The 26,983-nt window shown below is 67.1% G+C and carries 28 protein-coding genes; 15 read left to right on the plus strand and 13 right to left on the minus strand.

The window, feature by feature from the left end:
- Positions 1–165 precede the first annotated feature (165 nt).
- A complete protein-coding gene (locus tag ABD732_RS14675; protein WP_344785039.1) occupies positions 166–840 on the plus strand; it encodes an LGFP repeat-containing protein in 675 nt (224 codons plus the stop codon).
- 12 nt (positions 841–852) lie between these two features.
- Here ABD732_RS14675 and ABD732_RS14680 read toward each other — a convergent pair whose 3' ends face one another.
- From ABD732_RS14680 to ABD732_RS14695, 4 genes are all read right to left on the minus strand, one after another.
- Positions 853–1,260 (minus strand): arsenate-mycothiol transferase ArsC, encoded by a 408-nt coding sequence (locus ABD732_RS14680; protein WP_344785041.1) that lies wholly within the window; start codon positions 1,258–1,260, stop codon positions 853–855.
- Positions 1,257–2,354, minus strand: coding sequence for an ACR3 family arsenite efflux transporter (gene arsB, locus ABD732_RS14685; RefSeq protein ID WP_344785043.1), 1,098 nt, complete (start codon positions 2,352–2,354; stop codon positions 1,257–1,259). Before arsB ends, ABD732_RS14680 begins: the two co-directional genes overlap by 4 nt.
- Positions 2,354–2,716 carry a metalloregulator ArsR/SmtB family transcription factor gene (locus ABD732_RS14690; RefSeq protein ID WP_344785044.1) on the minus strand — a complete coding sequence of 121 codons (363 nt, stop codon included), beginning with the start codon at positions 2,714–2,716 and terminating at the stop codon, positions 2,354–2,356. Before ABD732_RS14690 ends, arsB begins: the two co-directional genes overlap by 1 nt.
- 84 nt (positions 2,717–2,800) lie before the next feature.
- Positions 2,801–3,268, minus strand: coding sequence for an ArsI/CadI family heavy metal resistance metalloenzyme (locus ABD732_RS14695; RefSeq protein WP_344785046.1), 468 nt, complete (start codon positions 3,266–3,268; stop codon positions 2,801–2,803).
- A 99-nt stretch (positions 3,269–3,367) separates the two neighbouring features.
- Between ABD732_RS14695 and ABD732_RS14700 the strand changes: the two genes are divergently transcribed.
- The 4 genes from ABD732_RS14700 (at position 3,368) to ABD732_RS14715 (ending at position 4,924) form a co-directional block, all read left to right on the plus strand.
- Positions 3,368–3,721, plus strand: a complete 354-nt coding sequence (locus tag ABD732_RS14700) for an Rv2640c family ArsR-like transcriptional regulator (RefSeq protein ID WP_344785048.1) — start codon at positions 3,368–3,370, stop codon at positions 3,719–3,721.
- Positions 3,722–3,880: 159 nt separating this feature from the next.
- Positions 3,881–4,303, plus strand: coding sequence for a hypothetical protein (locus ABD732_RS14705; protein ID WP_344785050.1), 423 nt, complete (start codon positions 3,881–3,883; stop codon positions 4,301–4,303).
- Positions 4,300–4,512 (plus strand): hypothetical protein, encoded by a 213-nt coding sequence (locus ABD732_RS14710; RefSeq protein WP_344785052.1) that lies wholly within the window; start codon positions 4,300–4,302, stop codon positions 4,510–4,512. Before ABD732_RS14705 ends, ABD732_RS14710 begins: the two co-directional genes overlap by 4 nt.
- A gap of 13 nt (positions 4,513–4,525) precedes the next feature.
- Entirely contained in the window at positions 4,526–4,924 is a 399-nt protein-coding gene (locus tag ABD732_RS14715; protein ID WP_344785053.1) for a hypothetical protein, read from the plus strand.
- A 23-nt stretch (positions 4,925–4,947) separates the two neighbouring features.
- Here the strand turns inward: ABD732_RS14715 and mdlC are convergent, their stop codons facing one another.
- The gene (mdlC, locus tag ABD732_RS14720; RefSeq protein ID WP_344785055.1) at positions 4,948–6,579 is read right to left on the minus strand and encodes a benzoylformate decarboxylase; all 1,632 of its coding nucleotides are present in this window, start codon (positions 6,577–6,579) and stop codon (positions 4,948–4,950) included.
- A gap of 222 nt (positions 6,580–6,801) precedes the next feature.
- Here mdlC and ABD732_RS14725 point away from each other — a divergent pair, with 222 nt between their 5' ends.
- Positions 6,802–7,566, plus strand: a complete 765-nt coding sequence (locus tag ABD732_RS14725) for a hypothetical protein (RefSeq protein WP_344785057.1) — start codon at positions 6,802–6,804, stop codon at positions 7,564–7,566.
- Positions 7,567–7,644: 78 nt separating this feature from the next.
- Here ABD732_RS14725 and ABD732_RS14730 read toward each other — a convergent pair whose 3' ends face one another.
- The 4 genes from ABD732_RS14730 to ABD732_RS14745 all read right to left on the minus strand — a co-directional run bounded on the left by ABD732_RS14730 (position 7,645) and on the right by ABD732_RS14745 (position 11,129).
- Complete coding sequence (locus ABD732_RS14730) at positions 7,645–8,082, minus strand: VOC family protein (protein WP_344785059.1); 438 nt, start codon at positions 8,080–8,082, stop codon at positions 7,645–7,647.
- Between the two features lie 25 nt (positions 8,083–8,107).
- A complete protein-coding gene (locus ABD732_RS14735; RefSeq protein ID WP_344785414.1) occupies positions 8,108–9,304 on the minus strand; it encodes an FAD-dependent monooxygenase in 1,197 nt (398 codons plus the stop codon).
- A 116-nt stretch (positions 9,305–9,420) separates the two neighbouring features.
- Positions 9,421–9,609 (minus strand): dihydrofolate reductase family protein, encoded by a 189-nt coding sequence (locus tag ABD732_RS14740; RefSeq protein ID WP_344785061.1) that lies wholly within the window; start codon positions 9,607–9,609, stop codon positions 9,421–9,423.
- Positions 9,610–10,070: 461 nt separating this feature from the next.
- Positions 10,071–11,129, minus strand: coding sequence for a zinc-dependent dehydrogenase (locus ABD732_RS14745; protein WP_344785063.1), 1,059 nt, complete (start codon positions 11,127–11,129; stop codon positions 10,071–10,073).
- Between the two features lie 186 nt (positions 11,130–11,315).
- Here ABD732_RS14745 and ABD732_RS14750 point away from each other — a divergent pair, with 186 nt between their 5' ends.
- The 9 genes from ABD732_RS14750 (at position 11,316) to ABD732_RS14790 (ending at position 22,251) form a co-directional block, all read left to right on the plus strand.
- Positions 11,316–13,346 (plus strand): PTS mannitol transporter subunit IICBA, encoded by a 2,031-nt coding sequence (locus ABD732_RS14750; protein ID WP_344785065.1) that lies wholly within the window; start codon positions 11,316–11,318, stop codon positions 13,344–13,346.
- Between the two features lie 43 nt (positions 13,347–13,389).
- Positions 13,390–14,145: a DeoR/GlpR family DNA-binding transcription regulator gene (locus ABD732_RS14755; RefSeq protein ID WP_344785415.1), complete on the plus strand. Its 756-nt coding sequence runs from the start codon at positions 13,390–13,392 to the stop codon at positions 14,143–14,145.
- A gap of 27 nt (positions 14,146–14,172) precedes the next feature.
- A complete protein-coding gene (locus ABD732_RS14760; protein ID WP_344785067.1) occupies positions 14,173–15,045 on the plus strand; it encodes a glycoside hydrolase family 16 protein in 873 nt (290 codons plus the stop codon).
- A gap of 155 nt (positions 15,046–15,200) precedes the next feature.
- Positions 15,201–18,011 carry an aconitate hydratase gene (gene acnA / locus ABD732_RS14765; RefSeq protein ID WP_344785069.1) on the plus strand — a complete coding sequence of 937 codons (2,811 nt, stop codon included), beginning with the start codon at positions 15,201–15,203 and terminating at the stop codon, positions 18,009–18,011.
- A gap of 71 nt (positions 18,012–18,082) precedes the next feature.
- A complete protein-coding gene (locus ABD732_RS14770; protein ID WP_344785071.1) occupies positions 18,083–18,619 on the plus strand; it encodes a DUF309 domain-containing protein in 537 nt (178 codons plus the stop codon).
- Between the two features lie 43 nt (positions 18,620–18,662).
- Complete coding sequence (locus ABD732_RS14775) at positions 18,663–19,685, plus strand: YihY/virulence factor BrkB family protein (protein ID WP_344785073.1); 1,023 nt, start codon at positions 18,663–18,665, stop codon at positions 19,683–19,685.
- Positions 19,686–19,748: 63 nt separating this feature from the next.
- Positions 19,749–20,294, plus strand: a complete 546-nt coding sequence (locus ABD732_RS14780; protein ID WP_344785075.1) for a helix-turn-helix domain-containing protein — start codon at positions 19,749–19,751, stop codon at positions 20,292–20,294.
- Positions 20,291–21,502, plus strand: a complete 1,212-nt coding sequence (locus tag ABD732_RS14785) for an ATP-binding cassette domain-containing protein (RefSeq protein WP_344785077.1) — start codon at positions 20,291–20,293, stop codon at positions 21,500–21,502. The genes ABD732_RS14780 and ABD732_RS14785 overlap by 4 nt, the downstream gene beginning before the upstream one ends.
- Entirely contained in the window at positions 21,499–22,251 is a 753-nt protein-coding gene (locus ABD732_RS14790) for a hypothetical protein (RefSeq protein WP_344785078.1), read from the plus strand. Before ABD732_RS14785 ends, ABD732_RS14790 begins: the two co-directional genes overlap by 4 nt.
- A gap of 1 nt (position 22,252) precedes the next feature.
- Here the strand turns inward: ABD732_RS14790 and ABD732_RS14795 are convergent, their stop codons facing one another.
- From ABD732_RS14795 to ABD732_RS14810, 4 genes are read right to left on the minus strand one after another with little or no spacing between them, the layout of a single operon-like run.
- The gene (locus ABD732_RS14795; RefSeq protein ID WP_344785080.1) at positions 22,253–23,773 is read right to left on the minus strand and encodes an AMP-binding protein; all 1,521 of its coding nucleotides are present in this window, start codon (positions 23,771–23,773) and stop codon (positions 22,253–22,255) included.
- Between the two features lie 21 nt (positions 23,774–23,794).
- Positions 23,795–24,631, minus strand: a complete 837-nt coding sequence (locus ABD732_RS14800; protein WP_344785082.1) for an SDR family oxidoreductase — start codon at positions 24,629–24,631, stop codon at positions 23,795–23,797.
- Positions 24,632–24,680: 49 nt separating this feature from the next.
- Positions 24,681–25,484 (minus strand): maleylpyruvate isomerase family mycothiol-dependent enzyme, encoded by an 804-nt coding sequence (locus ABD732_RS14805; RefSeq protein ID WP_344785084.1) that lies wholly within the window; start codon positions 25,482–25,484, stop codon positions 24,681–24,683.
- Between the two features lie 20 nt (positions 25,485–25,504).
- Entirely contained in the window at positions 25,505–26,959 is a 1,455-nt protein-coding gene (locus ABD732_RS14810) for an aldehyde dehydrogenase (RefSeq protein WP_344785086.1), read from the minus strand.
- Positions 26,960–26,983 lie beyond the last annotated feature (24 nt).

The following is a 26,983-nucleotide window of genomic DNA, read 5'->3' on the forward strand; positions in this document are numbered from 1 at the left end:
TCAACTCCGCTCACCACCCCGACACCAAACAGGCGCCGGGGCGGTGAGCCATGCCCGCACCTTCGGTGAGTCGGCATGCCCCGGTGCCGCGGGACTCGCTACGGTCGACTCGCACGCACGACGCGGCCACCCACTGGGGCCGCCCAGCGATCCGGAAGGAATCCGATGAGGAAGACCGCACACCGCCGCACTGCAGGCGCCGTCGCCGGCTTGGCGGCCGTCGCACTGATCGCGGCGGGCTGTAGCAGCGACACGAACGACGACGCTTCGCCGTCGAACGCTGCGCAGACGGGCGTCTCGGCGACGCAGGAGCCCGAAGCCTCTGCCTCCACCGCCGAGTCCGAGTCCTCCGCCGCGCCGGCCTCGGCGTCGGAAGCCTCCGCGGACGCCTCCGAGGTGAAGGTCATGGGGGAGCGCGACGTCGAGGTGACGATGACCGGGCCGATCGCGGTCAAGTACGCATCGGCCACCGATGCTCAGAAGAAGACGCTCGGAAAGCCGCTGACCGGCGACCACAATGCTGAGACCCGGGACAGCGGCGTCGTCTTCCAGCAGTTCCAGGGCGGCGTCATCACGGCGAAGAACGATGATCCGGGCACTCCCGCGTACATCACCTGGGGCAAGATCCGCGATGCCTGGAACACCGAACGCGCCGCGGACGGTACCCCGTCGCAGACTGGCAAGAACGGGTCCGAGGGCCCGCTGGGAGTCGCGACCAGTGATGAGGTCACCGACGGCGACCTCAAGGAGTCGACCTTCGAGCACGGCAAGGTCACCTACAACACCAAGACCGGGAAGGTCACCGTCACAGTCAACGGAAAGGTCGTACCGGCGGAGTGAGGCCGGTCGGCCCTACCCCATTTGAGTGAGTTCGGCGGCCAACTGGCGGGTCCGTGCGGCGATGTCGTCGCGGACGAGTCGCATGCGTTCGACGCCGTCTATGCCGCGGCGAGAGGGTTCGTCGGTGTCCCAGTTGACGATCCGGGTGCCCGGCTGATCAACGACCGCTTGGCGACCGAGAGTGACGACGAGATCGACGGTCTCGAGGATGTGGGGATCGACGGCTTTGGGAATCTGATCGGTGATGTCCAAACCGACCTCGGCGAGGACGCGGGCGGAGAGTTCGTTGACGACCGTTCCCGGTTCGGTGCCGGCGGAGTGGACCTCTACTGAGTCGCCGGCGATGTGCTTCATGAGGGCTGCGGCCATCTGTGATTTGCCGGCGTTCTTGACGCAAACGAACAGCACCGACGGGGTCACGACGAGGCACTCCTTTCGACGCGAGCGGCGGGGGACGTGTCGGAAGGGAACCTGCTGCGCAATGCGAGAGAGACGTAGACCAGGGCGACCAGTACGGGTACCTCGATGAGCGGGCCGACGACCCCGGCGAGAGCCTGCCCGGAGGTGGCGCCGTAGGTGCCGATCGCGACGGCGATGGCGAGTTCGAAGTTGTTTCCGGCCGCAGTGAAAGCGAGCGTCGTGGTGCGGGCGTATCCGAGGCGCAAGGCTCTGCCGAGAAGGTATCCGCCGGCCCACATCACGGCGAAGTAGATCAGGAGCGGGAGCGCGATTCGTGCTACGTCGCCGGGGCGGGAAGTGATCTGTTCACCCTGGAGCGCGAAGAGCAGCACGATGGTGAACAGCAGGCCGTAGAGCGCCCATGGACCGACGCGAGGGAGAAACTCATCCTCATACCAGTCACGACCTCTGGCCCGTTCGCCGATCCTGCGTGAGAGGTATCCGGCGAGCAGCGGGATACCGAGAAAGACGAGAACGGACTTGGCGATCTGCCAGGGGGAGGCGTCGATCGAGGTCTGCTCCAACCCGAGCCATCCCGGCAGCACTGACAGGTAGAACCAGCCGAGCGCAGCGAACATGACGACTTGGAAGAGCGAGTTGATCGCAACCAGGACGGCGGCGGCCTCGCGGTCGCCACACGCGAGGTCGTTCCAGATGATGACCATCGCGATGCAGCGCGCGAGGCCGACGATGATCAAGCCGGTGCGGTACTCGGGGAGGTCGGGGAGCAGGAGCCACGCGAGGGCGAACATGAGCGCCGGCCCGAGAACCCAGTTGAGGACGAGCGACGAGATCAGGAGTCTGCGGTCGCCGGTGACGGCGTCGAGGCGGTCGTAGCGGACCTTGGCCAGGACCGGGTACATCATGATCAGCAGGCCGAGGGCGATGGGCAGAGAGATACCGTCGACCTCGATTGCTTCGAGCACCGTGTTCAGGCCGGGGACGAAGCGTCCCAGGAGCAGACCGGCCACCATGGCGACGCCGATCCAGATCGGCAGGAGACGGTCGAGCGTTGAGAGCCGCCGGGCCACAGACGTCTCGGGGGCCCCCGTCATCACGAGGGTGCTCCACTGGACTCCGGGACGAGGCTATCGGCTAGAGCTTGTAAAGCAACGGGCACGACGCGGTAATAGACCCACGTGCCCCTGCGTTCGGAGACCAGCAGACCCGCATCACGGAGTACTTTGAGGTGGTGGGAGATCGTCGGCTGCGAGACGTCGACCGCCGGGGAGATGTCACAGACGCAGGCCTCACCATCGACGTGGCTCGCGATCAGACTGAACAACTGGAGGCGCACCGGATCGGCGAGTGCTTTGAACACCAGCGCCAGATCACGGGCGTCGTGCGACGTCAGCGGCTGTCGCACGAGCGGTGAGCACCGCACAGACAGGTCGGTGACAGCGATCTGTTTCGACATACATCTATATTGACCGATCTCGAATCACGGGGCAACCGACGCCAGGGGAGGACCCTCGCGCGCGACTCACCGGCCCCGCCGGTGTCAGCCGACAGCAGGCGAGCAGCAGGTGGCCTGCGCACCGGGAGTCGGCTTCTCGTCGCGGCCACTCGCACCCGACAACGCTTGCGGCGATTCACCGAACTCGTCGGCATCGCCGAGCACGGCGTAGACCTCCCACGCTTCGCCGTCGGGCGCGGTGACCCAGACCTTGTCCTGGGTGGCGAAGCAGCACGTGGTGTCGATCTGCTCGTCGGTGAACAGGCCCGCGCCGGAGAGGCGAGCGATCTCGGCGTGCACGGTCTCGCTGGAGTCGACCTCGACACCGAGGTGATTCAGGCTGCCTCCACGGCCCCGATTCTCGATGAGCACGAGTTTCAGAGCAGGCTCATCGACAACGAAGTTGGCGTACCCGGGCTTGACCTTGGCGGGAACGGTGTTGAACAGAGTGCCGTAGAAGGCAATGGCCGACTCGAGGTCGTCGACGTTCAGGGCGAGTTGGATGCGGGACATGGCAATCCTCCAGCGATTCGATGAATGTCGAATTAGTTCGACAGCTCCGTTCTAATCGACACTTCGACGTATGTCAAAGCATTGGGTAGTGTGGGAGCCATGCCCAAGCCGTTGCCCGTCATCGATGTCAGCTCACCGATCTGCTGTGCACCGATCGGGGCCGGCCCGGTGGCCGAGGACGATGCCGTCGCGCTGGCACTGCGCCTGAAGGCCCTCGCCGACCCGGTGCGGATCCGGCTGCTGTCACTCCTGATGGGTTCCGTCAGGGGAGAGATCGGCGCCGGCGCTCTCGCCGAGGCAGTCGGGGTGTCGGCAGCCACCGCGTCGCATCACCTGGCGCAGCTGCGCAACGCCGGGTTGGTGGACTCGCAGCGCAGGGGAGTGCACGTGTTCTATCGGGCCGAGAAGGACAATCTCGAGGCGCTGCGAACAGTCCTGGCGACGTGTTGCTGAGGGGACGATCGAGGCCGGCCGCGACCGCTCCGCCGCAGGCCGAGTCACTTTCGCGCTGACCAGCGTAGAGTCGGTACTGACCGGCGGTCACATCTGGCAGAGCTCTGCCATCGGCTTCGGTCGTCACAGCCACCACCGTGGCCAGTCAGGTGAACGATCATGATCTCACCGTCCCGAATCCTTCTCCCCGCGCCGCGGCACCTGTACGGGCACATGCGCGATTACCACCGCGCCCGCCCCGGCCACGATTCACGCCCACAGGACATCGTCACCGGAATCCAGGAGGACGACACCGACAGCGTGCCGGGTGACCTGCTCGCCGAGTGGGACGTTCTCTTCTACCCCAGGACCGCCGATCCCGCCGAGCGTCTACGCGGAGACGTCATCGCCCGTCGCGTACGTCGTCGGGATCGACATTCCCGGACCAGTGTCCTGGCCGGCGACTCGCATCCGGTGATCCTGCTCGCCACCGACATCCCCCTCGAGGAGGCTCGTCAGGTGTGGCGGCGGACCCTGCACTCCGCCGAACACGACGTGACCCTGTCCGACATCATGACTGAGACCGAAACGGACTTCTCATGATCACCCGCCGACCAGACCTGCCGCCGATCACCCGCCGGCTCAACGCCCAGCTTCGCGAGCTGGACCTGAACGCCCTTGACCCCGAGAGCGCAGCGGCGATCAGCGAACTGAGTTCAGTAGTCCTCAACGTGACCGCCGAACTGGAGAACGATCTGATCATCAGCAGAGGTCGAACAGATCGCCCCACCCTGACGCGCCCTGCGTCGTGAGGAGGAGTATCCCATGATCATCATCCTCGGAGTCGTCATTCTGGTCGCCGCCGTGGTCATCGCGACCGTTGGAGTCTTGACCAACGACGGCGGCACCCACGCCCTGCCGACCGACAGCTTCTCCGTCTTCGGCTACCACGTGACCGGTTCGACCGGCACGCTGTTCCTGTACGGAGTGGTCCTCGGCGCGATCGCGATGCTCGGACTCGCGATGATCCTGGCCGGCGCGCGACGTTCGTCGCGCCGGGGGAGTCGGGCCCGCCGTGATCTCAAGCAGTCCGATCAGCGCGTCGAAAGCCTCAGCCAGGACCGGGACGAGTTGATCGCCCAGCACGCGGACACCGCCACGTCGCCCGACGCCCCCACCGGCCGCAGGTACTTCCGCAGACGCTGGCACAACGCGACCGGCTGAGGCCCGGTTTCCCCGCAGCGCGGTCAGATGAGCGGCGGGATGGCGGGGTCGATCGGCACCTCGATCACAGTGGGCCCCTTGCGGTCCCAGGCGTTCGCGAGTTCTGCACGCACTTCGGCGGCGGTCGATGCGACGACGCCCTTGGCGCCGTAGCCCTCGGCGACCAGGTGCGGCTTGAGCCCGGGCAAGTCGAGGCCGGGGACCCCGGGGTTGCGCTGGAACTCCGCGAACGCCTTCAGGATGCCGTACTCGCCGTTGTTGGGCACCACGACGACCAGCGGGAGATCATGCTGCGCCGCGGTGTACAGAGCCTGCGGAGAGAACTGCAGCGATCCGTCGCCGATCACCGCCATGACGGGACGGTTGCGACCGAGGTCGCGCTCAGCGAGCGCGACGCCGACTGCGGCGGGAAGATCCCAGCCGAGTGCACCGCTGGCCATCGCGAAGTAGCTGTCCGGTGCCGTGAATGCCCATTCCGAATGCAGGTCGGCGATGTTCGACGGCGACTCCTGCACGATGACGGTGTCCGCCGGCGCTGCTCCGCGCAGGACGCGGAACAACTGTCGAGGTGTGAGACGGTCATCGTCGTCGGGATCGGCGGGGCTGGCCACCGCGGACGGGTGCGGGGCGAGGCGGTGCTCTTGCGTCACGACCGTCGCCTGGCTCTGCCGTGCGGTGACGAGGTCCGCGAGAGCACGAAGCGCGAATACCGCGTCGGAGATCAGACTGTCGCCTACGGGCGCGCGACCCGACTCGGCAGGGTCGTCGGTGATGTGCAGCAAGCGGGCGCCGTGGGGGATGTAATCGCCTGGCACCCAGGGGTAGTACCGGAACACCGGCGCACCGACGACGAGAATCACGTCGTAGCCCTTGAGCTTCTCCGACAGAAGTCCTTGCGCGAACGGCAGGCCGCCGGCGTAGAGCGCATGGTCCTCGGGGAAGGACACGCGCTCACTCGACGGTGCCGCCCACACCGGCGCACCGACGCGCTCGGCGAGAGCGACGGCTTCGTCCCAGCCGTCCCCGCGGGCGATGTCCGATCCGTAGACGAGCACCGGATTCTTCGCTGAGTCGAGCGCCGCGGCGAACTCGGCGAGTCGCTCGGGGTCGGGCCCGACCCGGGTGGCGACCGACCGCACCGCAGCCGGACCGATCGCCTCCTTGTCCCAGTCGTCCAGCGGCAGGGACAGGAACACGGGTCCGTGCGGAGGCTGCATCGCCACGGCGTAGGCGCGCATGAATGCCGCAGGCACGTCCTCAGCGCGCGACGGCTGATAGGCCCACTTCACCCAGGGCTTCGCAATCACCTCGGGGTCGGGGTTCGCCAGCCACGGCTCCAGCAGGAGCATCTCCCGCGTCTGCTGACCCGCCGTGAGAATCAGCGGCGTCTTGTTCTGGAAGGTCGAGTCCAGTGTTCCCAGAGCATTGCTCACGCCCGCAGCAGTGTGCACGTTCACGAGCGCAGGCTTCCGGGTCACCTGCGCGTACCCATCGGCAGCGGCGACAACGCTGGCCTCATGAAGGCCGAGGACGTAGCGGAAGTCGTCTGGGAAGTTCTCCAGGAACGTTTCTTCGGTCGAGCCGGGATTGCCGAACACCGTGGTGAGCCCGAGCTCACGCAGGAGGTCGAACGTGGCCTCGCGGACTGTCGTCAAGTGACCTGCTCCTTCTGGAAGTTCCGCACACAAGAGTCGAAGACGTGCAGATGCACCCATCAATCCGAACCACAGCAGTTGCACGAGGCACAAACCCGTAAGCCGATTCACCCTGGCACGGATGGTCCCACCCAGGGCACAGATCGATCTGCTCCCGTCGGCTTCCGTAAGATGTGAGACGAGTCGCACCGCACTGCGGGCGCGCACAAGAAGGGGCGGACGATGGCGAAGCGGAACGACGGTGCCGGCGCCGTCGTCCTCGTGGTGTTCTTCCTGATCGCCGGAATCGCGATCGTATTTCCGAAACCCATCTGGCTCACCTTCGCCATCGTGCTCGGCGTCGCCGCGATCGCGGTCGTCGGCACGCTCGTGCGGAAGGACGTCGCGGAGCAGCGGCAGATCCGGGCGGCCACCGTCCGCGCGACGGAAGACGAACAAGCCCGAGTGGAGAGGGCCCGACAATCGAACCGGTTGGGACACAAGAACGTCGAGCGCCTCGAGTCCGCGCAAGTCGCCGCCGAGCGCGTGACCCTCTCGGACGCCGCGGGCGAAGGATGGCTGGGGGAGGTCGACTTCACCGAGGATCTGCGCACCATCGCGGAGAACTTCGAGAAGGCGACGGCGCTGCGTGCCACAGCGTCCGACCTGACGGCCCTGTCCGCTCCGAGCCCAGACGATCGTCGTATCCTCGCCGACGCGCAGACTGCCGCCGATCGCCTCGAGGACGCGGCGAATCTGCTCTCCGACCTGATCTGCCGGTGCTCAGACGAGGCCGACCTCATCGATGCCTCGCTGCGCAAGCAAAGGCAGGACGCCGAGAACGAGCGTAGACGCGCCGAGCTCCACGGCGACCTGAGTGCGATGCTCTACGGCGCCGAGAGCGCGCCTGGCGAGGAGCCGATGGAGTCCGGCGCCGATCGTGTCATGGCAAGAGTGGCCGCGTACCGGGAGATCGTCGCGGAGATCTCCCGAGTGCGGGACCACTGAACCGACCCCGGGTCGGGCCGCACGCCTCACTCTCGGTGGACACCCTTCGCCCGAGTCGGATCACGAAATGAGTGCCGCTCACACGTACGGCTGTGTGAGCATCTCCAGGAGGTGCCCCGACGGATCCCTGAAATAGACCCGACGGCCGTCATCGGTCGATACTTCACCGGGCCGGCGCATCTGTGGATCGGCCCAGTGCTCGACGTCGCGCCGCCGAAGGGCCGCGTATCCGCGGTCGAACTCGTCATCGTTCATCAGGAATGCCAGGTGAATCGGATCGTTGACCGGCGCGGTGGCGAACTGGAGGAGAGTGTCGTCATCGAGGACGATGTTGACGAACGGCCCCCAGTCCTCGGTCCGGCGAGCGCCGAGCACCTCGAGATAGAACTCGGCAGAGGCGGCGGGATCGTGTGCGCCGATGATGGTGTGATTGAAGCTGACTGACATTGAAAGACTTTCGTCTCCGGCACCTCCATGTCTGACGCAGTCCGTCACCGACACGCGATGCTGGAACAAACGATAGGAGATCTTCGCGGTCTACTCAATCGACAGTGTATTCGGGCAATGTCACTGCTTCGGCTTTGGAGAAGAACATCCGCCGGGCGAGAGGCCGCAGTGGTCGGCTGACCATGAGGCGGGTCGTGGCGATCCGAAGCCAGATCGCCAGACGGCTGTTCGGCGCGAAGCTCCGCATCCCGCCCGGCGGGAGTTCTTGTGCCGTGGTGACGTATGGCCGCGCGAGCTCGTCGTAGCGCTGTAGGGCGACCTGCAGGTCGGGCTGGCTCGTGACTTCGCCGGCGAGGATGTAGGCGCCCACGAGGGCGAGGCTGGTGCCCAATCCGGTCAGCGGCGACGGGCAGTACGCGGCGTCGCCGATCAGAGTGACACGATCGCGGCTCCATTCCGCCATATGCACCTGTACCAGCGCATCGAGGTAGAAGTCGTCCGCGACGTCCGCGGCGGCCAGGAGTTCGGGCGTGCGCCAGCCGGCGCCGGCGAAGCGCGTCCTGAGCAGCGCGCGCTGCTCGTCGGGGTCGTGCCGATCGAAGACGAGTGGTTCGGAGGCGAACGAAAGACTCGCTTTGGCGGTGCCGTCTTCGCGCCCCGGCCGCTGAGATGCGACCAGTCCGCCGGGATGGTTGTACATCGCGTACCAGCCGTCGAGAGACTCGCCCTCCGGCGCGGTGAACCAGGCCATGTAGCCACCCAGTGGCCGCACGAACTGTTCCTCGGGACCGAACACCAGCTTGCGGGTCGCCGAGTGCGGGCCGTCTGCGCCCACCACGAGGTCGACGAGGCAGACGGAGCGGTCATCCAGCTCCACCTGAACCTGATCGCCTGCGGGGGACAGGCCGCTGATTCGCGTACCGAACCGGTACTCGGCGCCGTGATCTTTACTGTCGGCCACCAGGAGATCGGCGAGGTCGCCGCGCAGGATCTCGATCTCGCTGACGATCCCTTCGCCGCCGAAGTCGCTCACGCGCATCTCGGAGAGGTGTCGCCCGGTCGAGTCGACTTCCGCGATGCCTTCCTGCTGCAGAGACAGCGCTCGCGCACGATCCAGCAGTCCCATCCTGTCCAGGACCGTGCGGCCGGCACCGCGCAGATCGACCGCCTGCCCGCCGGGCCTGACGCCGTCGGCGATCTCCACGACGGTCACATGCACCCCTCGTCGCGCGAGCAACGAGGCCAGAACAGGACCGGCGATCCCCGCACCGCTGATCAATACGGAATCGATCAATGTCTCATCCCAAGTGTTGGAAGCCTTTTCGCGATGCTACGCCGATCGGAATGACGTGGCCAGACGGATAAACCACGCGTACTGGTCGATCCCGGCGGCGAAGACTGCTGAGATCATTCCGGCGTTGGTCCACCCAAGACCCGGTAGGTGGTCTGGACCATCCCGCCGTCGAGGATCGCGGTACGGACATGCTCCAGGTGAACATCTCCGCCCAAGGGTCCGAACAGTGACGGCCCATCGCCGATGAGCACGGGCACGTGAGAAAGCGTGAGCTCGTCGACGAGGTGATCGATGGCTACCACGAGATGCAGAAGACGGGGAGGCGCCACGTGTCGCAGCCTGCCCCTGATTCATCCGATGCAATATGCAGTGGTTTACTTGTCATAATGTATCTTATCGGCACACCGGGTGGGCCAACGAGAGAAGCGTGATCGCGGTCAGATCCACCGAGGCCGCCTTGTCCGCCCGTGAGTCCGCTTGGTCAGGCCGAGTCCCTCGTGCCCACAACGCAGGTTCCGAATCGACTATCCACGTCGATGTCGCCGACCCGGTCACCGAATCCAGAAAGCCGGCCAACCTATCCGGCAGGTCATCGTCACAGGTTCACCAAGGACTCCGGCCACGCTTGCTCCGACCGTGGAAACACTTCTCCGAGAACATCTTTCAGCCCCACAGTCGCCGCCATTACGTCACAGTGACGTAATGGCGGCGACTTGCCACCCGTCGCAAAGTCACCACGGACTCGGATTCTGCGGCGAGGAACCTACGGCTCGACCGTCACCTTGATCGCCGACCCCTCCTTGACGATCTTGAACGCCTCAAGGACGTCGTCGAGCGGGATGTGGCGCGTGATCAGATCTTTGACCGGAACCTGTCCGGTCGAGATGTATTCGAGCGCCCGCTTGTTGTGTTCGGGTGCGGAGCCGTTCGCTCCGTGGATGTGCAACTGGCGGTAATGCACCAGGTTCGAGTCGCACGTGATCGTCGGGTCGGTCTTGGGAAGACCGCCGAAGAACGAGATCCGGCCGTTCCGCGCAGCCATCGAGATCGCCTGCTCCTGCGCGACGTTGGCCGCCGTCGCCGTGATGACGACGTCGGCGCCGCGGCCCTCCGTCAGCTCCATCACGCGCTCGATCACGTCCACTTGGGAGCCGTCGATGATCTCGTCCGGCGACACCGCGTCGGCCGACATCTGCAGTCGGCCCGCGTTGACGTCGACAAGATAGACGGGTCCACACTTGTGCACGCCGCGCGCGATACGAATGTGCATGCACCCGATGGGGCCGGCACCGAAGACCACCACGGTGTCGCCTTCCTCGATACCGAGCAGCTCTTGCGCGTTGATGGCACAGGCGAACGGCTCGGCTGCCGAGGCCTCATCGAAACCGACGTTGTCCGGAATCCGGTTGAGGCCGTCCACCTTGAGCACCTGCGGCGGGACGATCATGTATTCGGCGAACCCGCCGTCGTACTGGTACCCCACCGACGTCTGGTTCTGGCAGACCGCCATCCAGCCCTTGCGGCACTCGTAGCACTCACCGCACGGCACCGCGGCGATCACCTGGACACGGTCGCCGACCTTCCAGTCCGCGTCGAACGTCGAGTTGACGTCGGCGCCGACCTCGACCACCTCGCCGGCGATCTCGTGGCCGATGGTGCGGGGCGGCGTCAGGTTCTGGTGGCCGTTGTAGAAGATCTTCACATCGGTGCCGCAGGTCGAACAGTTGCGGACACGGAGCTTGACTTCATCGGGGGCGCACGCGGGTTCGGGGACGTCTTCGAGGCGGACATCCTCGGGGGCGTAGAAGCGCAGTGCCTTCATGGTGGTGTTCCTCTCGTAGCCGTCCAGACGGAATGTGGATGTGATCTAGGACTCTAGCGACCATTCGGGCACAAATCCACTTCCACTTCTGCCCGTTCATGGTGATTCTCTTGCATTTGTGCCCGTTTGTGTGTGTAATAGCTGTGACTGGTATCACTATGCGTATCAGAATCGGAGGCAACGCACATGTCAGAAGCTGATAGTTCCACTGAGGCGGCCCCCCGCGGTGGCATCCGGGTCGGCGCCCAGAAGTTCGGCACCGCGTTGTCGAACATGGTCATGCCCAACATCGGGGCGTTCATCGCCTGGGGCCTGCTGACCGCTCTGTTCATCGAATCCGGCTGGCTCACCGGGATCTTCAGCGGACTGAAGGACCCCGGCGGCTGGGTTGCCAAGATCGGCGGCTGGGGCGAGTACGACGGCGCCGGGATCGTCGGCCCGATGATCACCTTCCTGCTCCCCATCCTGATCGGATACACCGGCGGCCGGATGATCCACGGCAACCGCGGTGCCGTCGTCGGTGCCATCGCCACCGTGGGCGTGATCACCGGATCCGACGTCCCGATGTTCCTGGGCGCCATGATCATCGGTCCGCTGGGCGGCTGGCTGATGAAGAAGCTGGACGGCCTGTGGGAAGGAAAGATCCGGCCCGGCTTCGAGATGCTCGTCGACAACTTCTCCGTCGGTATCCTCGGCCTGCTGCTCGCGATCCTCGGGTTCTTCGGTGTCGGCCCGCTGGTCTCCACCTTCACCCGTGCCGCCGGCAACGCGGTCGACTTCCTGGTGAACCACGACGTCTTGCCATTGACGTCGATCCTCATCGAACCGGCCAAGGTTCTGTTCCTCAACAACGCCATCAATCACGGCGTGTTGACGCCCCTGGGAACCGCTCAAGCGGCAGAGACCGGGAAGTCCATCCTCTTCCTGCTCGAGACCAATCCCGGCCCCGGCCTGGGCATCCTGCTGGCCTACACGTTCTTCGGCACCGGCAATGCGCGGGCCTCGGCTCCCGGCGCCGCCCTCATCCAGTTCTTCGGCGGTATCCACGAGATCTACTTCCCGTACGTGCTGATGAAGCCGCGCTTGATCCTCGCGGCCATCCTCGGCGGCATGACCGGAATCTTCATCAACGTCTTGTTCAGCTCGGGTCTGCGGGCCCCGGCCGCCCCCGGATCGATCATCGCGATCTACGCCCAGACCCCCTCGGACGACTTCCTCGGCGTGACCTTGTCCGTGGTCGGGGCCACCGCGGTCTCACTGGTGGTGGCGACCTTCTTGCTGAAGATCGACCACTCCGAGGAGATGCCCGATCTCGCCGCCGCAACCGCTGGCATGGAGGCCATGAAGGGCAAGAAGTCGAGTGTCTCGTCCATGCTGACCGGCCCGGACCACAGCCGCGGCCCGATCACCGACATCGTTTTCGCCTGCGACGCGGGCATGGGGTCCTCGGCGATGGGAGCCTCGGTGCTGCGCCGCAAGATCAAGAAGGCCGGCTTCGACGACGTCACCGTCGTCAACCAGGCGATCTCCAACCTGGAGGACACCCACGACCTGATCGTCACGCACACCGATCTGACCGCCCGGGCCCGCCAGTCGACGCCGTCGGCCATCCACATCTCGGTCGACGACTTCATGTCGAGCCCCCGCTACGACGAGATCGTCGACCTCCTGGGCAAGACGAACTCGGCGGAAGGCGCTTCCGGTTCCCCGAGCGACGGTGCGGATCCAACTTCGGACTCCGCGACGGCTGCTCCCCCGGCCGGCGCCGTCGCGACCGCGCCCTCCCCCACCCAGCAGGCGCTGGCAGTGGAATCGATCGTCCTGCACGGCACCGCCACCACGCGCGACGATGCCATCGACGAAGCCGGCCGGCTCCTGGTCGAGTGCGGCGCCGTCGAAGAGTCGTACGTGGCCTCGATGCACGAACGGGAGAAGTCGGTCGCGACCTTCATGGGCAACGGACTGGCCATCCCTCACGGCACCAACGAAGCCAAGAGCGCCATCCGGCGCACCGGGCTGTCGTTCGTCCGGTACGACGAGCCCATCGACTGGAAGGGCAAGCCAGCCGAGTTCGTGGTCGGGATCGCCGGCGCGGGCAAGGATCATCTGACCCTGCTGAACACCATCGCCAAGGTCTTCCTCGACGCCGACGAGGTCGAGCGGCTGCGTGCCGCGCAGACGGCTGAGGAAGTCCGGGACATCCTCACCGAGGAGTGAGCGTCTCGTGGCTGCCACCCGGGCCGCGGGTAGCGTGATCCCCGTGGATCCCGGCACCAGGCAGCGGCAGATCGTCGAGTTCGCGCGCGCTCGCGGGCGGGTGGAGGTGGTCTCGCTCGCCGACGAGTTGGACGTCGCCAACGAGACCATCCGCCGCGACCTCAACGTGCTCGCGTCGCGGCGGCTGGTCAAGCGCGTGCACGGCGGAGCGATCCCGCTGGAGACCGCGGTCTTCGAGACCGGGCTGGAGTACCGCAGCGAGGTGGACCTGGCGCAGAAGCACCGCATCGCGGCGGCTGCCGCCGGCCAGTTGCAGGGTGCCGAGACGGTCTTTCTGGACGAGGGAATCACTCCCCGGCTCATCGCCGAGCAACTGGCCGACGAAGAGCTGACCGTGGTGACCGCGTCGCTGCTGGCCGCCGAAGCGCTCGCGAACAGTGCGGTCACCGTACTGCTCATCGGCGGCCGGATGCGCGGTCGTACCTTGGCCACCGTCGACGACTGGGCCGTCGACCGCTTGCGCAGCCTGGTGATCGACGTCGCCTTTCTGGGTACCAACGCGATCTCGCTCGAGCACGGTCTCACGACCTCCGATCCCGCCGTCGCCGCAGTCAAGCGTGCGGCGGTGCAGGTCGCACGGCGCCCGGTCCTGGTGGCCGCGCACTCCAAGTTCGGGCAGAGCAACTTCTGCCGGTTCGCCGAACTGGCCGAGATGGAGTCCATCATCACCGGCACCGAACTTGACGCCGACATGGCCGACCGATTCCAACAGCGCGGGCCGACAGTGTGGAGGGTCTGAGATACAGAACTATGGTAAGCCTTACCTGTGATCAAGAGTCGGAGAACACGTCTGGGCTGTCTCGCACTGGCCGGAGCGACAGCGCTCAGCCTCCTGGCCGCAGGTGAGGCCCGGGGCGCCGACGCGTTCGCCGAGGAGTTCAACGGCGCTGCGGGAACAGCGCCCCACTCCTCCACGTGGAACTTCGAGACCGGCGGAGGCGGCTGGGGCAACAACGAACAGCAGGTCTACACCTCGTCGCGGGCCAACTCCCGGCTCGACGGGGACGGCCACCTGCTGATCCAAGCCCGCAAGGACACCAGCGGCTGGACCTCGGCGCGCATCAACACCTTCGACAAGTTCACCTTCACCTACGGCACCGTCTCCGCGCGGATGTCGATGCCGATGGGCAAGGGACTGCACACCGGGTTCTGGTTGCTGGGCACCGACATCTACAGCGCGGGTTTTCCGGAGTCCGGTGAGGTCGACATCGCCGAGCACATCACCGGCAGCAATTTCGTCCACGTGGGCATCCACGGCCCCACCACCACGCCCGGCACGGGCAACGGCTCCCTCGGCGGGCTCGGAGCCGGGTCCCTCGATCTGAGCGGGCTCGGCAATGTGGCTCCGACGTTGACCGGGCGCTACCAGCGCGGTTTCGACGTCAAGAACATCGACCCCTCGCAGTTCCACACCTACGGCGTCACCAAGACCTCCTCGGCCATCACGTTCCTGTTCGACGGCGCCCCGGTGTACACGATCGCCAAGTCGTCACTCGCGGCCACCGAGAAGTGGGTCTTCGACAAGCCGGTCTACGTGCTCGTGAACCTCGCCGTCGGCGGGGACTGGCCCGGCGCGACCGACGGCGCCACCGCCGATGCGGCGACCGCCGTCATCGACTGGGTCCGCTACACGCCCTGACACCGTTCGATCCGGACACCGCTCGACCCGGAATCGGCTTCGCGGCCATTTCGGGAGGCAGCCGCGTAGGCTCGTAGTCAGCTGACACGAGACGACACCACGCGGCCTCGCAGCCCCTTTCGAGGCCCCGCGTCTCATGGAGGAGGCGGATTCCGGTGACTACCAACAGCTTCGAGGCCCGAGACCAGCTCGACGTGAGCGGCGACCTCTACGAGATCTATCGGCTCGACCGGTTGGCGGGCTCGTCGCGTCTTCCCTACAGTCTCAAAGTTCTCCTGGAGAACCTCCTTCGCAACGAAGACGGTCATCTGGTCACCCGCGCGCAGATCGAGGCCCTCCGCGACTGGGATCCGGCCGCCGAGCTCAACCCGGAGATCCAGTACACCCCGGCGCGCGTGCTGATGCAGGACTTCACCGGTGTCCCGTGCGTCGTCGACCTGGTCGCCATGCGCGACGCGATGACCGCCCTCGGCGGCGACCCGACCAAGATCAACCCGCAGATCCCCGCCGAGCTGGTCATCGACCACTCCGTCATCGCCGACGCCTTCGGCAGCCCGGAGTCCTTCGGCATCAACTCGGAACTGGAGTTCGACCGCAACAAGGAGCGATACCAGTTGCTGCGCTGGGGCCAGCGGTCGTTCGACGACTTCTCCGTGGTTCCGCCCGACACCGGCATCTGCCATCAGGTGAACCTGGAGTACCTCTCGCGCGTGGTCTTCACCCGCGAACGCAACGGAGCCACACAGGCCTACCCCGACACCCTCGTCGGCACCGACTCGCACACGCCGATGGTCAACGGCCTCGGGGTCCTCGGCTGGGGTGTCGGCGGCATCGAGGCCGAAGCGGCCATGCTCGGCCAGCCGATGAGCATGCTGATCCCCCAGGTGATCGGGATCCGGCTCAGCGGCGAACTGCGCGAAGGGACCACCGCCACCGATCTGGTGCTCACGGTGGCCGAGCTGTTGCGCAGCATCGGCGTGGTGGGCAAATTCGTCGAGTTCTTCGGGCCGGGCGTGGCCAACGTGCCCCTGGCGACCCGCGCCACCATCGGCAACATGAGCCCCGAGTACGGTTCCACCGCAACGATGTTCCCCATCGACGCCGAGACCCTCGACTACCTGCGTCTCACCGGGCGCACCGACGAGCAGATCGCGCTGGTCGAGGCGTACGCGCGGGAGCAGGGACTGTGGCACCGGCCCGATCACGTGCCCGACTTCTCCCGCATCGTCGACCTCGATCTGTCGACGGTCGAGCCGTCCATCGCCGGACCGAGCCGGCCCCAGGACCGGATTCCGCTCGGGGATGCACCGCGCACGGTCTTGGGGCTGCTCAACCGGGATCGCGACGATTCCGGTTCGGGCACAACGGGTGTGGACAACGCCTCGGCCTCGTCGTTCCCGGCCAGCGATCCGATCGCTCTGGGATCCGGTGACGGCGACGACGCACCGCCGCGGCGGGTCTCCGACGCCCAGCTCACCGCCAACGAGCAACTCGGCTGGCCCAGCGACCCGGCGGAGGTCGTGATCGGTGACCGGAAGGCGATCGTCGACCACGGCGACGTCGTGATCGCGGCCATCACCTCATGCACCAACACCTCCAACCCCGCCGTCATGCTCGGTGCCGCGCTGCTGGCCAAGAAGGCCGTCGAGCGAGGGCTGCGGACCCGCCCGTGGGTCAAGACCACCCTGGCTCCGGGCTCGCGCGTGGTCACCGACTACTTCGCGCGGTCCGGGCTGACCGAGTACCTTGATGAGCTCGGCTTCAACCTGGTCGGTTACGGCTGCACCACCTGCATCGGCAACTCCGGCCCACTGATCGCACAGGTCAGCAAAGCCGTCGGTGACAACGACCTGAACGTCTCCGCGGTGCTCTCGGGCAACCGCAACTTCGAGGGCCGCATCCATCCCGAGGTGACGATGAACTTCCTGGCCTCACCACCCCTGGTGATCGCCTACGCCCTCGCCGGGAGTCTGCACACCGATCTGCTGTTCGAGCCGCTGGGGACCAACGACGACGGCGAGGACGTCTATCTGCGCGACATCTGGCCCACCGGTGAGGAGATCAAGCAGGCCGTCGACGCGAACGTCGAAGCGCAGATGTTCACCGACGGCTACTCCGACGTGTACGCCGGCGACGACAACTGGCGCGGCATGACGATCTCCGACAGCGCCGTCTACGACTGGGACGACGAATCCACGTACATCCGCCGCCCGCCGTACTTCGACGACATGGCCCACGAACCCGCACCGGTACGCGACATCACCGGCGCGCGGGTGCTGGCCAAGCTGGGAGATTCGGTCACCACCGACCACATCTCCCCCGCCGGCGCGATCAAGCTCGACAGCCCGGCCGGCCGCTACCTGACCGAGAAGGGCGTGGACCGCAAGGACTTCAACTCCTACGGCTCGCGCCGGGGCAATCACGAGGTGATGATCCGCGGCACGTTCGCGAACATCCGGCTCCGCAATCAGCTGGTGCCGGGCGTCGAAGGCGGCTTCACCGCGCACTGGCCCGACGGCGAGCAGACGACCATCTACGACGCCGCCGAGGCCTACCAGCGCGAGGGCGTCCCGCTGATCGTCATCGCCGGAAAGGACTACGGGTCCGGATCCTCACGCGACTGGGCGGCCAAGGGCACGCGGCTGCTCGGGGTGCGTGCGGTGATCGCCGAATCGTTCGAGCGCATCCACCGATCGAACCTGATCGGCATGGGGGTTCTGCCCTTGCAGTTCCCGGAGGGCGACAGCGCCGAGTCGCTGAATCTGGACGGCGACGAGACGTACTCGATCACCGGTATCGCCACCGCCGACGGGCTCGCCGACGAGGTGACCGTGACCGTCGAGAAGGACGGCCGGAGCCGCGAGTTCACCGCCGTCGTCCGGATCGACACCCCGGCCGAGGCCGCCTACTACCTGCACGACGGGATCCTGCCGTACGTGCTGCGGACGCTGTTGGCGGCCGAGTGAGCGCCGGCGGCCCGGTGCCGCGGGCCACACCGGACCACCCGCGGTCCGGCCGGCGATGCCACGATGGACGCATGGCTAATCCGGGTGACATCGACCGCGATCGCGACGAGGACGGCCGCGCCCGCAATGCCCGTCCCCGTGACGCCCTCGGCCGTCCGCTGCCCCCGGGCAGTGTCGGGGTCGAACGTATTCCCGAAGATCTGGATCTGCCGGCCGCCGAATCGCTCTCGTGGGCGCAGGACCTGCTGGAGCAGGGACTCGCGTTCAATGCGCACGAGGTCCTCGAAGGGGCGTGGAAGAGCTGCCCCGACGGCGAGCGCATGCTGTGGCAGGGTCTGGCCCAGCTGGCCGTCGGCATCACGCATGTCCAGCGCGGCAACCCGAAGGGGGCGCAGTCGCTGCTCGAGCGGGCGGTCCGGCGTATCGAGTCTCACGAGGGGCCGGTGCCGTACGGAATCGACGCGGCCGGACTGGTCGCCTACGCCGACGACCTGGCCGCCGTTCTGCGCGGCGGCGACGATCCGGCACCCGGCGATCTGGTACCTCGCCTGACGTCCGCCGACGCCGGGCCGTCGCCGGTCACCCCGTGTGCACCGGCGGACGACTAAGCTGCCTCACGCGGGACCGAGTTCGGCGGAGGAAGGTGGCGGGGTGTCGTTCGCAGAACGCATCGACGGCTTTCAGCGTCGCCATCCGAAGGTGGGATTCCCCCTCGCGGTCGCCTACAAGTTCTTCGACGATCAGGGCGGCTACCTTGCTGCGCTCATCACCTACTACGCCTTCGTGTCACTGTTTCCCCTCCTGCTGCTGATGACGACGGTCCTCGGTTTCGTCCTGGAGGACGACCCGGAACTGAAGGACTGGATCGTCACGGCCACGATCGACCAGATTCCGGTGATCGGTGATCAGCTGAACGAACCCGGCAGCCTCGGCGGCGGATTCGTCGGGGTCACCATCGGCCTGCTGGGCGCCCTCTACGGCGGGCTCGGGGTCGCGGTGGCCTCACAGAACGCCATGAACATCGTGTGGGCGGTGCCGCGCAACAGCCGGCCGAATCCGATCAAGGTCCGTATCCGCGGCCTTCTGCTGCTCTTCACCGTCGGTCTCGCCATCCCCGGACTGGTGGTCCTCGGCGCATTCATCGCGGCCGGCGATTTCGGCAACTTCGGCCGCGTTCTCACGTTCAGCGGCGCCGCCGTGCTGGCCATGGCGGTCTTCACCGTCGCTTTCCGGATCGGCACCGCCCGCGACCTGAGCCTCGGCGACGTGTTGCCCGGCGCGATCATCGCGGGTCTGGGCTGGCAGTTCCTCCAGGAGTTCGGCAGCTACTACGCCCAGCGCGTGATCGTCCGCGCCAGCGCCGTCAACAGCGTCTTCGCCGTGGTGCTGGGCCTGATCGCCTTCATCTACCTTGCGGCCGCGCTGGTCGTGTTCTGTCTGGAGATCAACGTCGTCCGCGCCAAGAAGCTCTATCCGCGGTCGCTGCTGACACCGTTCACCGACAACGTCACCCTCACTCCCGGCGACGAAGCTGCGTACGCCGCAATGGCGAAGGCTCAGCGCAACAAGGGATTCGAGACCATCGAGGTCGGCTTCCAGAAGCCTGAAGAGCCTCCATCCGAACCCGAGGCGACTCCCACACCGCCGGAGAAGACTCCGCACCGGACCGAATGAGTCCGACCGGACTCCGACGATCTCCCTCTTTATTATCACTATCAATACTGATAATGTCGCACCATGGCGACGACCTCGGCCCTGTTGCACCCGGTACGACTACGGATCGTCCAGACACTGGTGGCCCACGAGGAAGCCACCACGCGTCGACTGCACGAACAGCTCCACGACATCCCGATCGCCACGCTGTACCGGCACATGGCGCACCTGGTGAAACACGGCCTGATCGAAGTCGCCGACGAAACGCAGATCCGGGGCACCAGCGAGAAGACCTATCGACTCGCCCCCGGGTTCGCCAATCCGTCGCCCGACGAGATCCGATCACTGAGCTCCGACGACCTCCTCACCGCCTTCACGGTCTTCACCTCGACGCTCATCAGCGATTTCGGCAGCTATCTGCGCACCGACGGCTACGACCTCGAAGCCGACTACGGCGGATTCACCACCGCCGACTTCTGGGCGAGTGCCGAGGAGATGGAGCAGTTGATCGCCACCATCAACACCGCGCTCCTCGAAGTCGCCGGCAATGCGCCGTCCCCCCAACGACGCCGGCGGGAGCTCGCCACCATCCTCATCCCACGCCCGGAACAGCAGGAGGATCGCTCATGAACGTCGAAGTCGGAGTATCCGATCTGGAACCCGGCATGCTGGTCGTCCTGCTTCCCGTCCTCGTCCTGCTGACCGGGCTGGTGGTGTGGTGTCTGGTCGACATCGTGCGCCGCGAGGAGGTCGGGCATCTCCCCAAGAGCGTCTGGGCACTCCTCGTGCTCCTGGCGGTCCCGGTCGGATCGATCCTCTATCTGGTTCTCGGCCGGACTTCCGGCACGGCGCTCGCCGCGACGGACACCGCCCACCCCGAAGCACCGTCACCGATACCACCGAGCATGCACACCCCTGCGCCGCAGAAGGTCTCGGCACACGGCCCCGACCTCGCCCTGCAGGTCGACGACCTCGGCCTGACCTTCGCCGGCGGCGCCGGCATCCACGGGCTGACCTTCGTCGCCCGGGACCGCTCGGTCACCGCGGTGATCGGACCGAACGGAGCCGGCAAGACGGTGCTGTTCTGCGTTCTGGCCGGACTGTTGCGCGCCGATACCGGGAGCGTGCAGACCCGCCCGGGCGCCCGGGTCGCCTACTGCCCGGACGTCCCGCAGTTCGAGGGTTGGCTGACGGCCCGGGAAGTCGTGGACACCTCCCTCGCCGTCTCGGGCATGGCGGGCGGCACCGATCCGCACACCGCGCTGCACCGCTGCGGCCTCGGCGACGTGGCCGATCGACGCGTCGCCGACTTCTCTCGCGGAATGCTTCAGCGCCTGGGAATCGCCGCCGCCCTAGTCCTCGACCCCGACGTCCTGATCCTCGACGAACCCAACAGCGCGCTCGACCCGATCGGCCGCGCCGACATCCGGCGGCTGATCCTGGAACAGAAGCAGCAGCGCTGCATTCTGCTGTCCAGCCACTTGCTCAGCGAGGTCGAACAGCTCGCCGACGAAGTGATCGTGCTCAGCCGCGGCCGGATCGTCGCCGCCGGCGACACCACCGACCTGCTCACCCGGGGGCTCGAACCCGCCTGGACCATCCGGCTCGCCGCCCCCGCCGCGACACCGCTGGGGGACCTGCGTGCCGCCTTCCCCGACGTCGTCCTCGACTTCCCGTCGCGGCACCTGTGCACGGCGGTCTTCGCGAGCTTCGAGGCCGCCGCGGACGCCCTCCCGCGGGTGCTCGCGGGCCTGCACGCTCCCGTCGTCGAGGTCACCCTGCGCGACCGTGACCTCGACGGCGCCTTCGCCCGAATCGTGGAGAGGACGACGACGTGACCACCGCGATCGGCGATGCCGCCGGTGTCGAGATCCGGCGACTGACCCGCACCGGACTGCTCCTCGGTCTGCTGGTGACCTTCGCCTTCTTCGGACTCGCCGGACCTGCACTGGCCCTGTACATGCCGCAGATCCTGGGTGCGGCGGCGGGGACCGAACAACTGACGATCGAGGCCGCCGAGGCCACACCCGCCGACGGAATCGCCTTCTACGATCAGAGCGCGATGCAGCTCGGGCTCATCTTCGCGATCGCGGTCGCCGTCACCGCCCTCGGCTGGGATGCCCGTACCGGCTCCTCGATCTTCTATCGCACGCGCGTGCAACGCCTGGCGAGCGTCCTGCTGCCTCGCCTGGCAGTGGATGCCGCCGCGGCCGTGGTCGGCTACTCGATCGGATTCCTGCTCGCCGTCGTGCTCACGTCGATCACCATCGGCGCGGTCGCCGCGGGTTCCGCGCTGGCACTGTGGATCTCGTCGACGGTGTACCTCCTCATGGCCATGAGCATCGGTCACCTCCTCATGGCCGCCATGCGCCGCACCGCCGCAGCCATCGCCGTCACGACGGTCGTGGTCCTGCTGCTGCCGGTGCTGAGCCAGGTCGGCGCGGTTGCGGCGTGGATGCCCACCTCGCTGCTCGGGTCGTCGACGATCCTCGTGTGGCCCCTGGTCTCGGCAGTCGTCGTCGCCGCGGCCTGCGTCGCCGGTGCCACCGTCGTCGCCGGTAGGCAGACGCTGCGGCGCGACACCTGAGCTATCGGTACTGCTCCTGCAACACCCGTTTGAGGATCTTGCCGGTGGGCAGCCTCGGCAACTCGTCGACGAACTCGAGCCGGCGGGGGCACTTGAACGGCGACACCCGCTCGGTGAGGTACTCCAACAGCCGTCGCTCGGTGTCTGGATCGCCACCGACGCCGGGACGCACCTGGACAGCTGCGTGCACCACCTGCCCAAGCTCGGCGTGCGGGATACCGAATACGGCGGCATCGACGACGTCCGGGTGGCCGGCGAGCACGTTCTCCGCCTCCTGCGGGTAGATGTTCACACCGCCGCACAGGATCAGGTCCGAGCGACGGTCCGCCAGATACAGGTACCCGTCCGCATCCAGACGACCTAGATCGCCCACCGTCGTCCAGCCGCGCTCGTTCCGGGACGTGGCGGTCTTCTCCGGATCGTGCAGATACTCGAACCACAAGCCGCCGGACGACCAGATGGTGCCCGTCTCGCCCACCGGCACTTCGGTGCCCGCGTCGTCGAGGATGTGCGGAGTCCCGCTGACGGCGCGACCGACTGACCCCGGGTGCGCCAGCCACTCCGCGGAATCGAGTTCGGTGAACAGATAGTTCTCTGTCGCCGAATAGAACTCGCGCACGATAGGCCCGAGCCAGTCGATCAGCTCCCGCTTGGCCTCGACCGGCATCGGGGCAGCCGCGTGGATCACGCATCTCAGCGACGACAGATCCCGCTCCCGGCGCTGCTCGACGGGCAGCTTGAGGATTCGCAGGAGCATGGTCGGCACCATCTGCGTCTCGGTGACCCGATGGGACTCGATCAGTTCCAGGGCGGTCTGCGCGTCGAAGGACTCCATGACGATCACGGTGCCGCCGTAGCGGTGCACCGTCATGGCGACCCGAAGCGGCGCAGCGTGATACAGCGGCGCTGGCGAGAGGTAGACGCTTCCCGAGCCCAGTCCCCACCGCTGATGGAACAGCGTCGCGAACCCGGGTGCGGTGCCCAGCGGCGCCAGCGTCAGTTCGGCCACCACGCCTTTCGGCCGGCCCGTGGTGCCCGACGAATACAGCAGGTCCACCCCTTCGCGTTCGTCCGGATGGGGTGGCGCACCGGCGGAGGCGGCCGCCAGTGACTCGAACTCCCCCTCCGGCTCACCGGTGGTGAACAGTTCCCCGATCGCCGGGGAGCCGTGGAGGGCACGCCGCGCAAGCTCTGTCATGCCGCCGCTGACCACCAGCGCCGCCGCGTCCGCGTCACCGAGGATGTAGGCGATGTCGTCGGCAGCCAGCCGCGTCGACAGGGCGACGTACCGCAGGCCCGCCCGTTGCAGTCCCCAGGCCACTTGGAAGAACCACTCGTCGTTCTCCATCAGCAGGGCGACGGTGGCACCGTGGCCCAAGCCCCGCGCATGCATCAGCCCGGCGATCGCGCGCGACGACTCCACCAGTTCGCCGTAGGTCACCGTGACCCCGGTCGAGGCCATGACATAAGCGGGCCGGTGCGGGTCCGCGGCGGCGTGGGTATCGGGGAACGACGTGCTCATGAGATCTCCGTTCGCCGTCGCTCAGTACAGGTAGTCTTCGCCGCTGGCGCGGACGGTCACGTCGCTGAGGCTGATTCCCCACGGCTGGTCGATCACGTGCACGACGGCGTCGGCGAGGTCGTCGGGCTTGATCAGCCAGTACTCGATCGAGTCGACGTCGGTCAGCGCCTCCGGCAGACGTTCCTCGATCATCGCGGTGGCGTGCTCGGCGTACTCCTGCTGCCGCTGCCCGACCAGTCCGAAGATCGCGGTGTCGTTGACGATCCAGCTCGCCAGATTGGTACCGGTGATCCCGGTCGGTCGCACCGTGGAAACCTTGATCTTGCCCTTGGATTCGATGCGGAGCGAGTCCGACAGCACGTTCACGGCCGCCTTGGTGGCGCTGTAGACGCCCGATCCGGCGATCCCGGCGTTGCCGTAGATCGACGAGATGTTGACGACGTGGCCGCGGCCCTGCGCGATCATCTGGTCGTGGACCGCGGAGATCCCGTGCACCACGCCCTTGATGTTGATGTCGATCGCACCGTCCCACTTGTCGGCCGCCTTCGCGTGGTCGGCGAAGTAGGCCAGCGGCATCACCCCGGCATTGTTGACCAGCACGTCCACCGCGCCGTACTTCTCGACGGCACGACGGGCCGCAGCATGCATCTGCTCGGCGTCGGTCACGTCCGCCGGCTGGGCGATCGCGTCCCCGCCGGCGGCGACGATGCCGTCGATCACCGTCTGAAGATTCGCGGCGTCGACGTCGACACCGACGATCCGGGCGCCGCGGGCCGCACACTTCTCGGCGACGAGGCGGCCGAAGCCGCTTCCGGCGCCAGTGATGATGATGACCTTGTCCTGCAGGTGTTCAGACATGAGAGTGCTCCTTGAGTTGAAGAGTTGATGCTCGCCGGTGCCGTAGGGCTCAGACGATGTCGATCGCGTCCAAGACGCGGCTCACGCGTGCCCGATCGCCCTCGACCGTGACGGCCGAGCGCCAGGCCGAGCGGCGGGTGCCCCAGCGCGTGAAGTCGAGTGCGTCGCTGACCGCGACATCGGCGGGCAGATCTTCGCTCTCGGTCACGGTGACCGAGTCCGGCTGGTCGGCATCGGTGCCGATCACGAACGACCGCTGCGTCGCACCGGTCAGACGCAGACCGACCGGGCCCTCGATCACCGCGCCGACGGCGCTCCCGCACATCGGCGCGAAGCCCGCGATCATCCAGTCCAGCGCCGGATCGATCGACGAGGTGATCGGCAGCTCGGCCGCCGAGGCCACCGCGCCGTGCGGCGCGAGCAAGTCTGAGTGCAGGTGCACCAAGTGATCGAAGGCCACCGCGTCGGACAGCTGCGCCATCGCGTACGTGCCCAGATCCAGCATCTCCAGCGGCTGATCCCGCAGCTCGGCGGTCTGGAGCGCGGCCAGCACCGCGAGTCCGGCCGCCGCCTGCTCGGCGTAGTAGTCGACCACCTGAGCCGGGCTCCAGTCGGCCCGTTCGATCACCGCGGCATCGTTGAGCCGCTCGGACGTGCCGCTCGGGTTGTCGGGCAGCACCAACTCGGGGTCGGCGATGAAGTTGAAGAAGAAGCCCATATGGCCGACCAGATCCTGAACACGCCAGCCGTGACAGGCGCTGTCGGCCGCCCACTGGTCGGCGGAGAGCCCTTCGATGATGGTCTGCGTCACGGCGGCCAGCTCCTGGGCCGCGGTGACTCCTCGTTGTGACATGTGTCCGTCGCTTTCTGTCGTCAGGCCGGAAGGAAGATGGACTTGGTCTGCTGATAGGCGGCCAGCCCTTCGGCGCCCAGTTCGCGACCGAGGCCGCTGGCCTTGACCCCGCCGAACGGCGAACCCCAGTCGAGGTTGAACGTGTTCACCCCGAACGAGCCGGTCTCCACCCGGCGCGCCACGTCCAGACCGCGCTCCTCGTCGCTGGTCCAGACGGTGCCGCCGAGCCCGTACTCCGAATCGTTCGCGATCGCGACGGCGTCGTCGAGGTCGTCGTACGACAGCACGGTGAGCACCGGGCCGAAGATCTCGTTGCGTGCGATCGCGCTGCCGTTGTCCACTCCGCCGAAGACGGTCGGCGCCACGAAGTAGCCGCGGTCGATGCCGGCGGGCGCGCCGCCTCCGGTGGTGACGGTGCCGCCGTCGGCGCGGCCCTGCTCGATGTGGTCCAGGACCCGGCGGCGCTGGCGGTCGCTGACCAGCGGCCCGATGAAGGTGTCCTCGTCCAGCGGGTCGCCGATCGGCAGACTCCGTGCCATCTCGGTGATCGCCTCGAGGTAGGAGTCGTACGCGGTGCGGGGCACCAGCACGCGGGTGGACATGTAGCACGTCTGCCCGGCGTTCAGCAGCGACGCCGCAGGCAGGCCGGCGACCGTCGCCTCCAGGTCGGCGTCGTCGAGCACCAGGGCCGCGGACTTGCCGCCGAGTTCCAGGGTGACCGGCCGCAGCAGCTCGCCGCACACCGCGCCGATCTGTCGGCCGGCGGCGGTGGATCCGGTGAACGCCACCTTGTCGATGCCGGGATGGGCCACCAGGTAGCGGCCGGTCTCCGCGCCGCCGGTGACGATGTTGATCGCCCCCGCCGGCAGTCCGGCCTCCACGGCCGCCTCGGCGAGAAGATACGAGTCCAGGGTGGTCTCCGGGGACGGCTTGAGGACCACGGTGCAGCCCGCCGCCAGCGCGGGAGCGATTTTGAACATCGACAGGACGGCCGGGAAGTTCCACGGTGCGATGGCCGCGACGACGCCGACCGGATCGCGGCGCACCACGGTGGTGCCCGGCATCGGCTGGCTGTTCCGGCGCTCCTCGCGCGGGGCCGCCTCGATCAGATCGGCGTAGTAGCGGAGCAGCTGGACGGGTGCCGCCCCCTCGGCGAAGCGTGCCAGCGCGATGGGCATGCCGTTCTCCGCGGTGACCGCATGAGCCCGGGCCTCGGCCCGCGCTTCCAGTGCGTCGGCGAAGCGGCGCATCATGTCGGCGCGCTCGGCATGGCTCTGTGCGCGCCACGAGTCGCTGCGGAACGTCTCTCGGGCGGCCGCTACTGCGGCATCCACGTCGGCGGTCGACGACGCCGGGATGGTCCCCGTCTGCTCCTCGGTGAGCGGCGAGATCACCGGAATGGTGTCGGTCGTCGCCGGCGTGCGCCATCGGCCGCCGATGAACAGAGAGGTGCGAGTGGTGTCTGTTGAGGTCATGGGGTCCTCCTCATTGAGGTGATC

Source organism: Gordonia caeni (assembly GCF_039537105.1).
GTDB lineage: Bacteria > Actinomycetota > Actinomycetes > Mycobacteriales > Mycobacteriaceae > Gordonia > Gordonia caeni.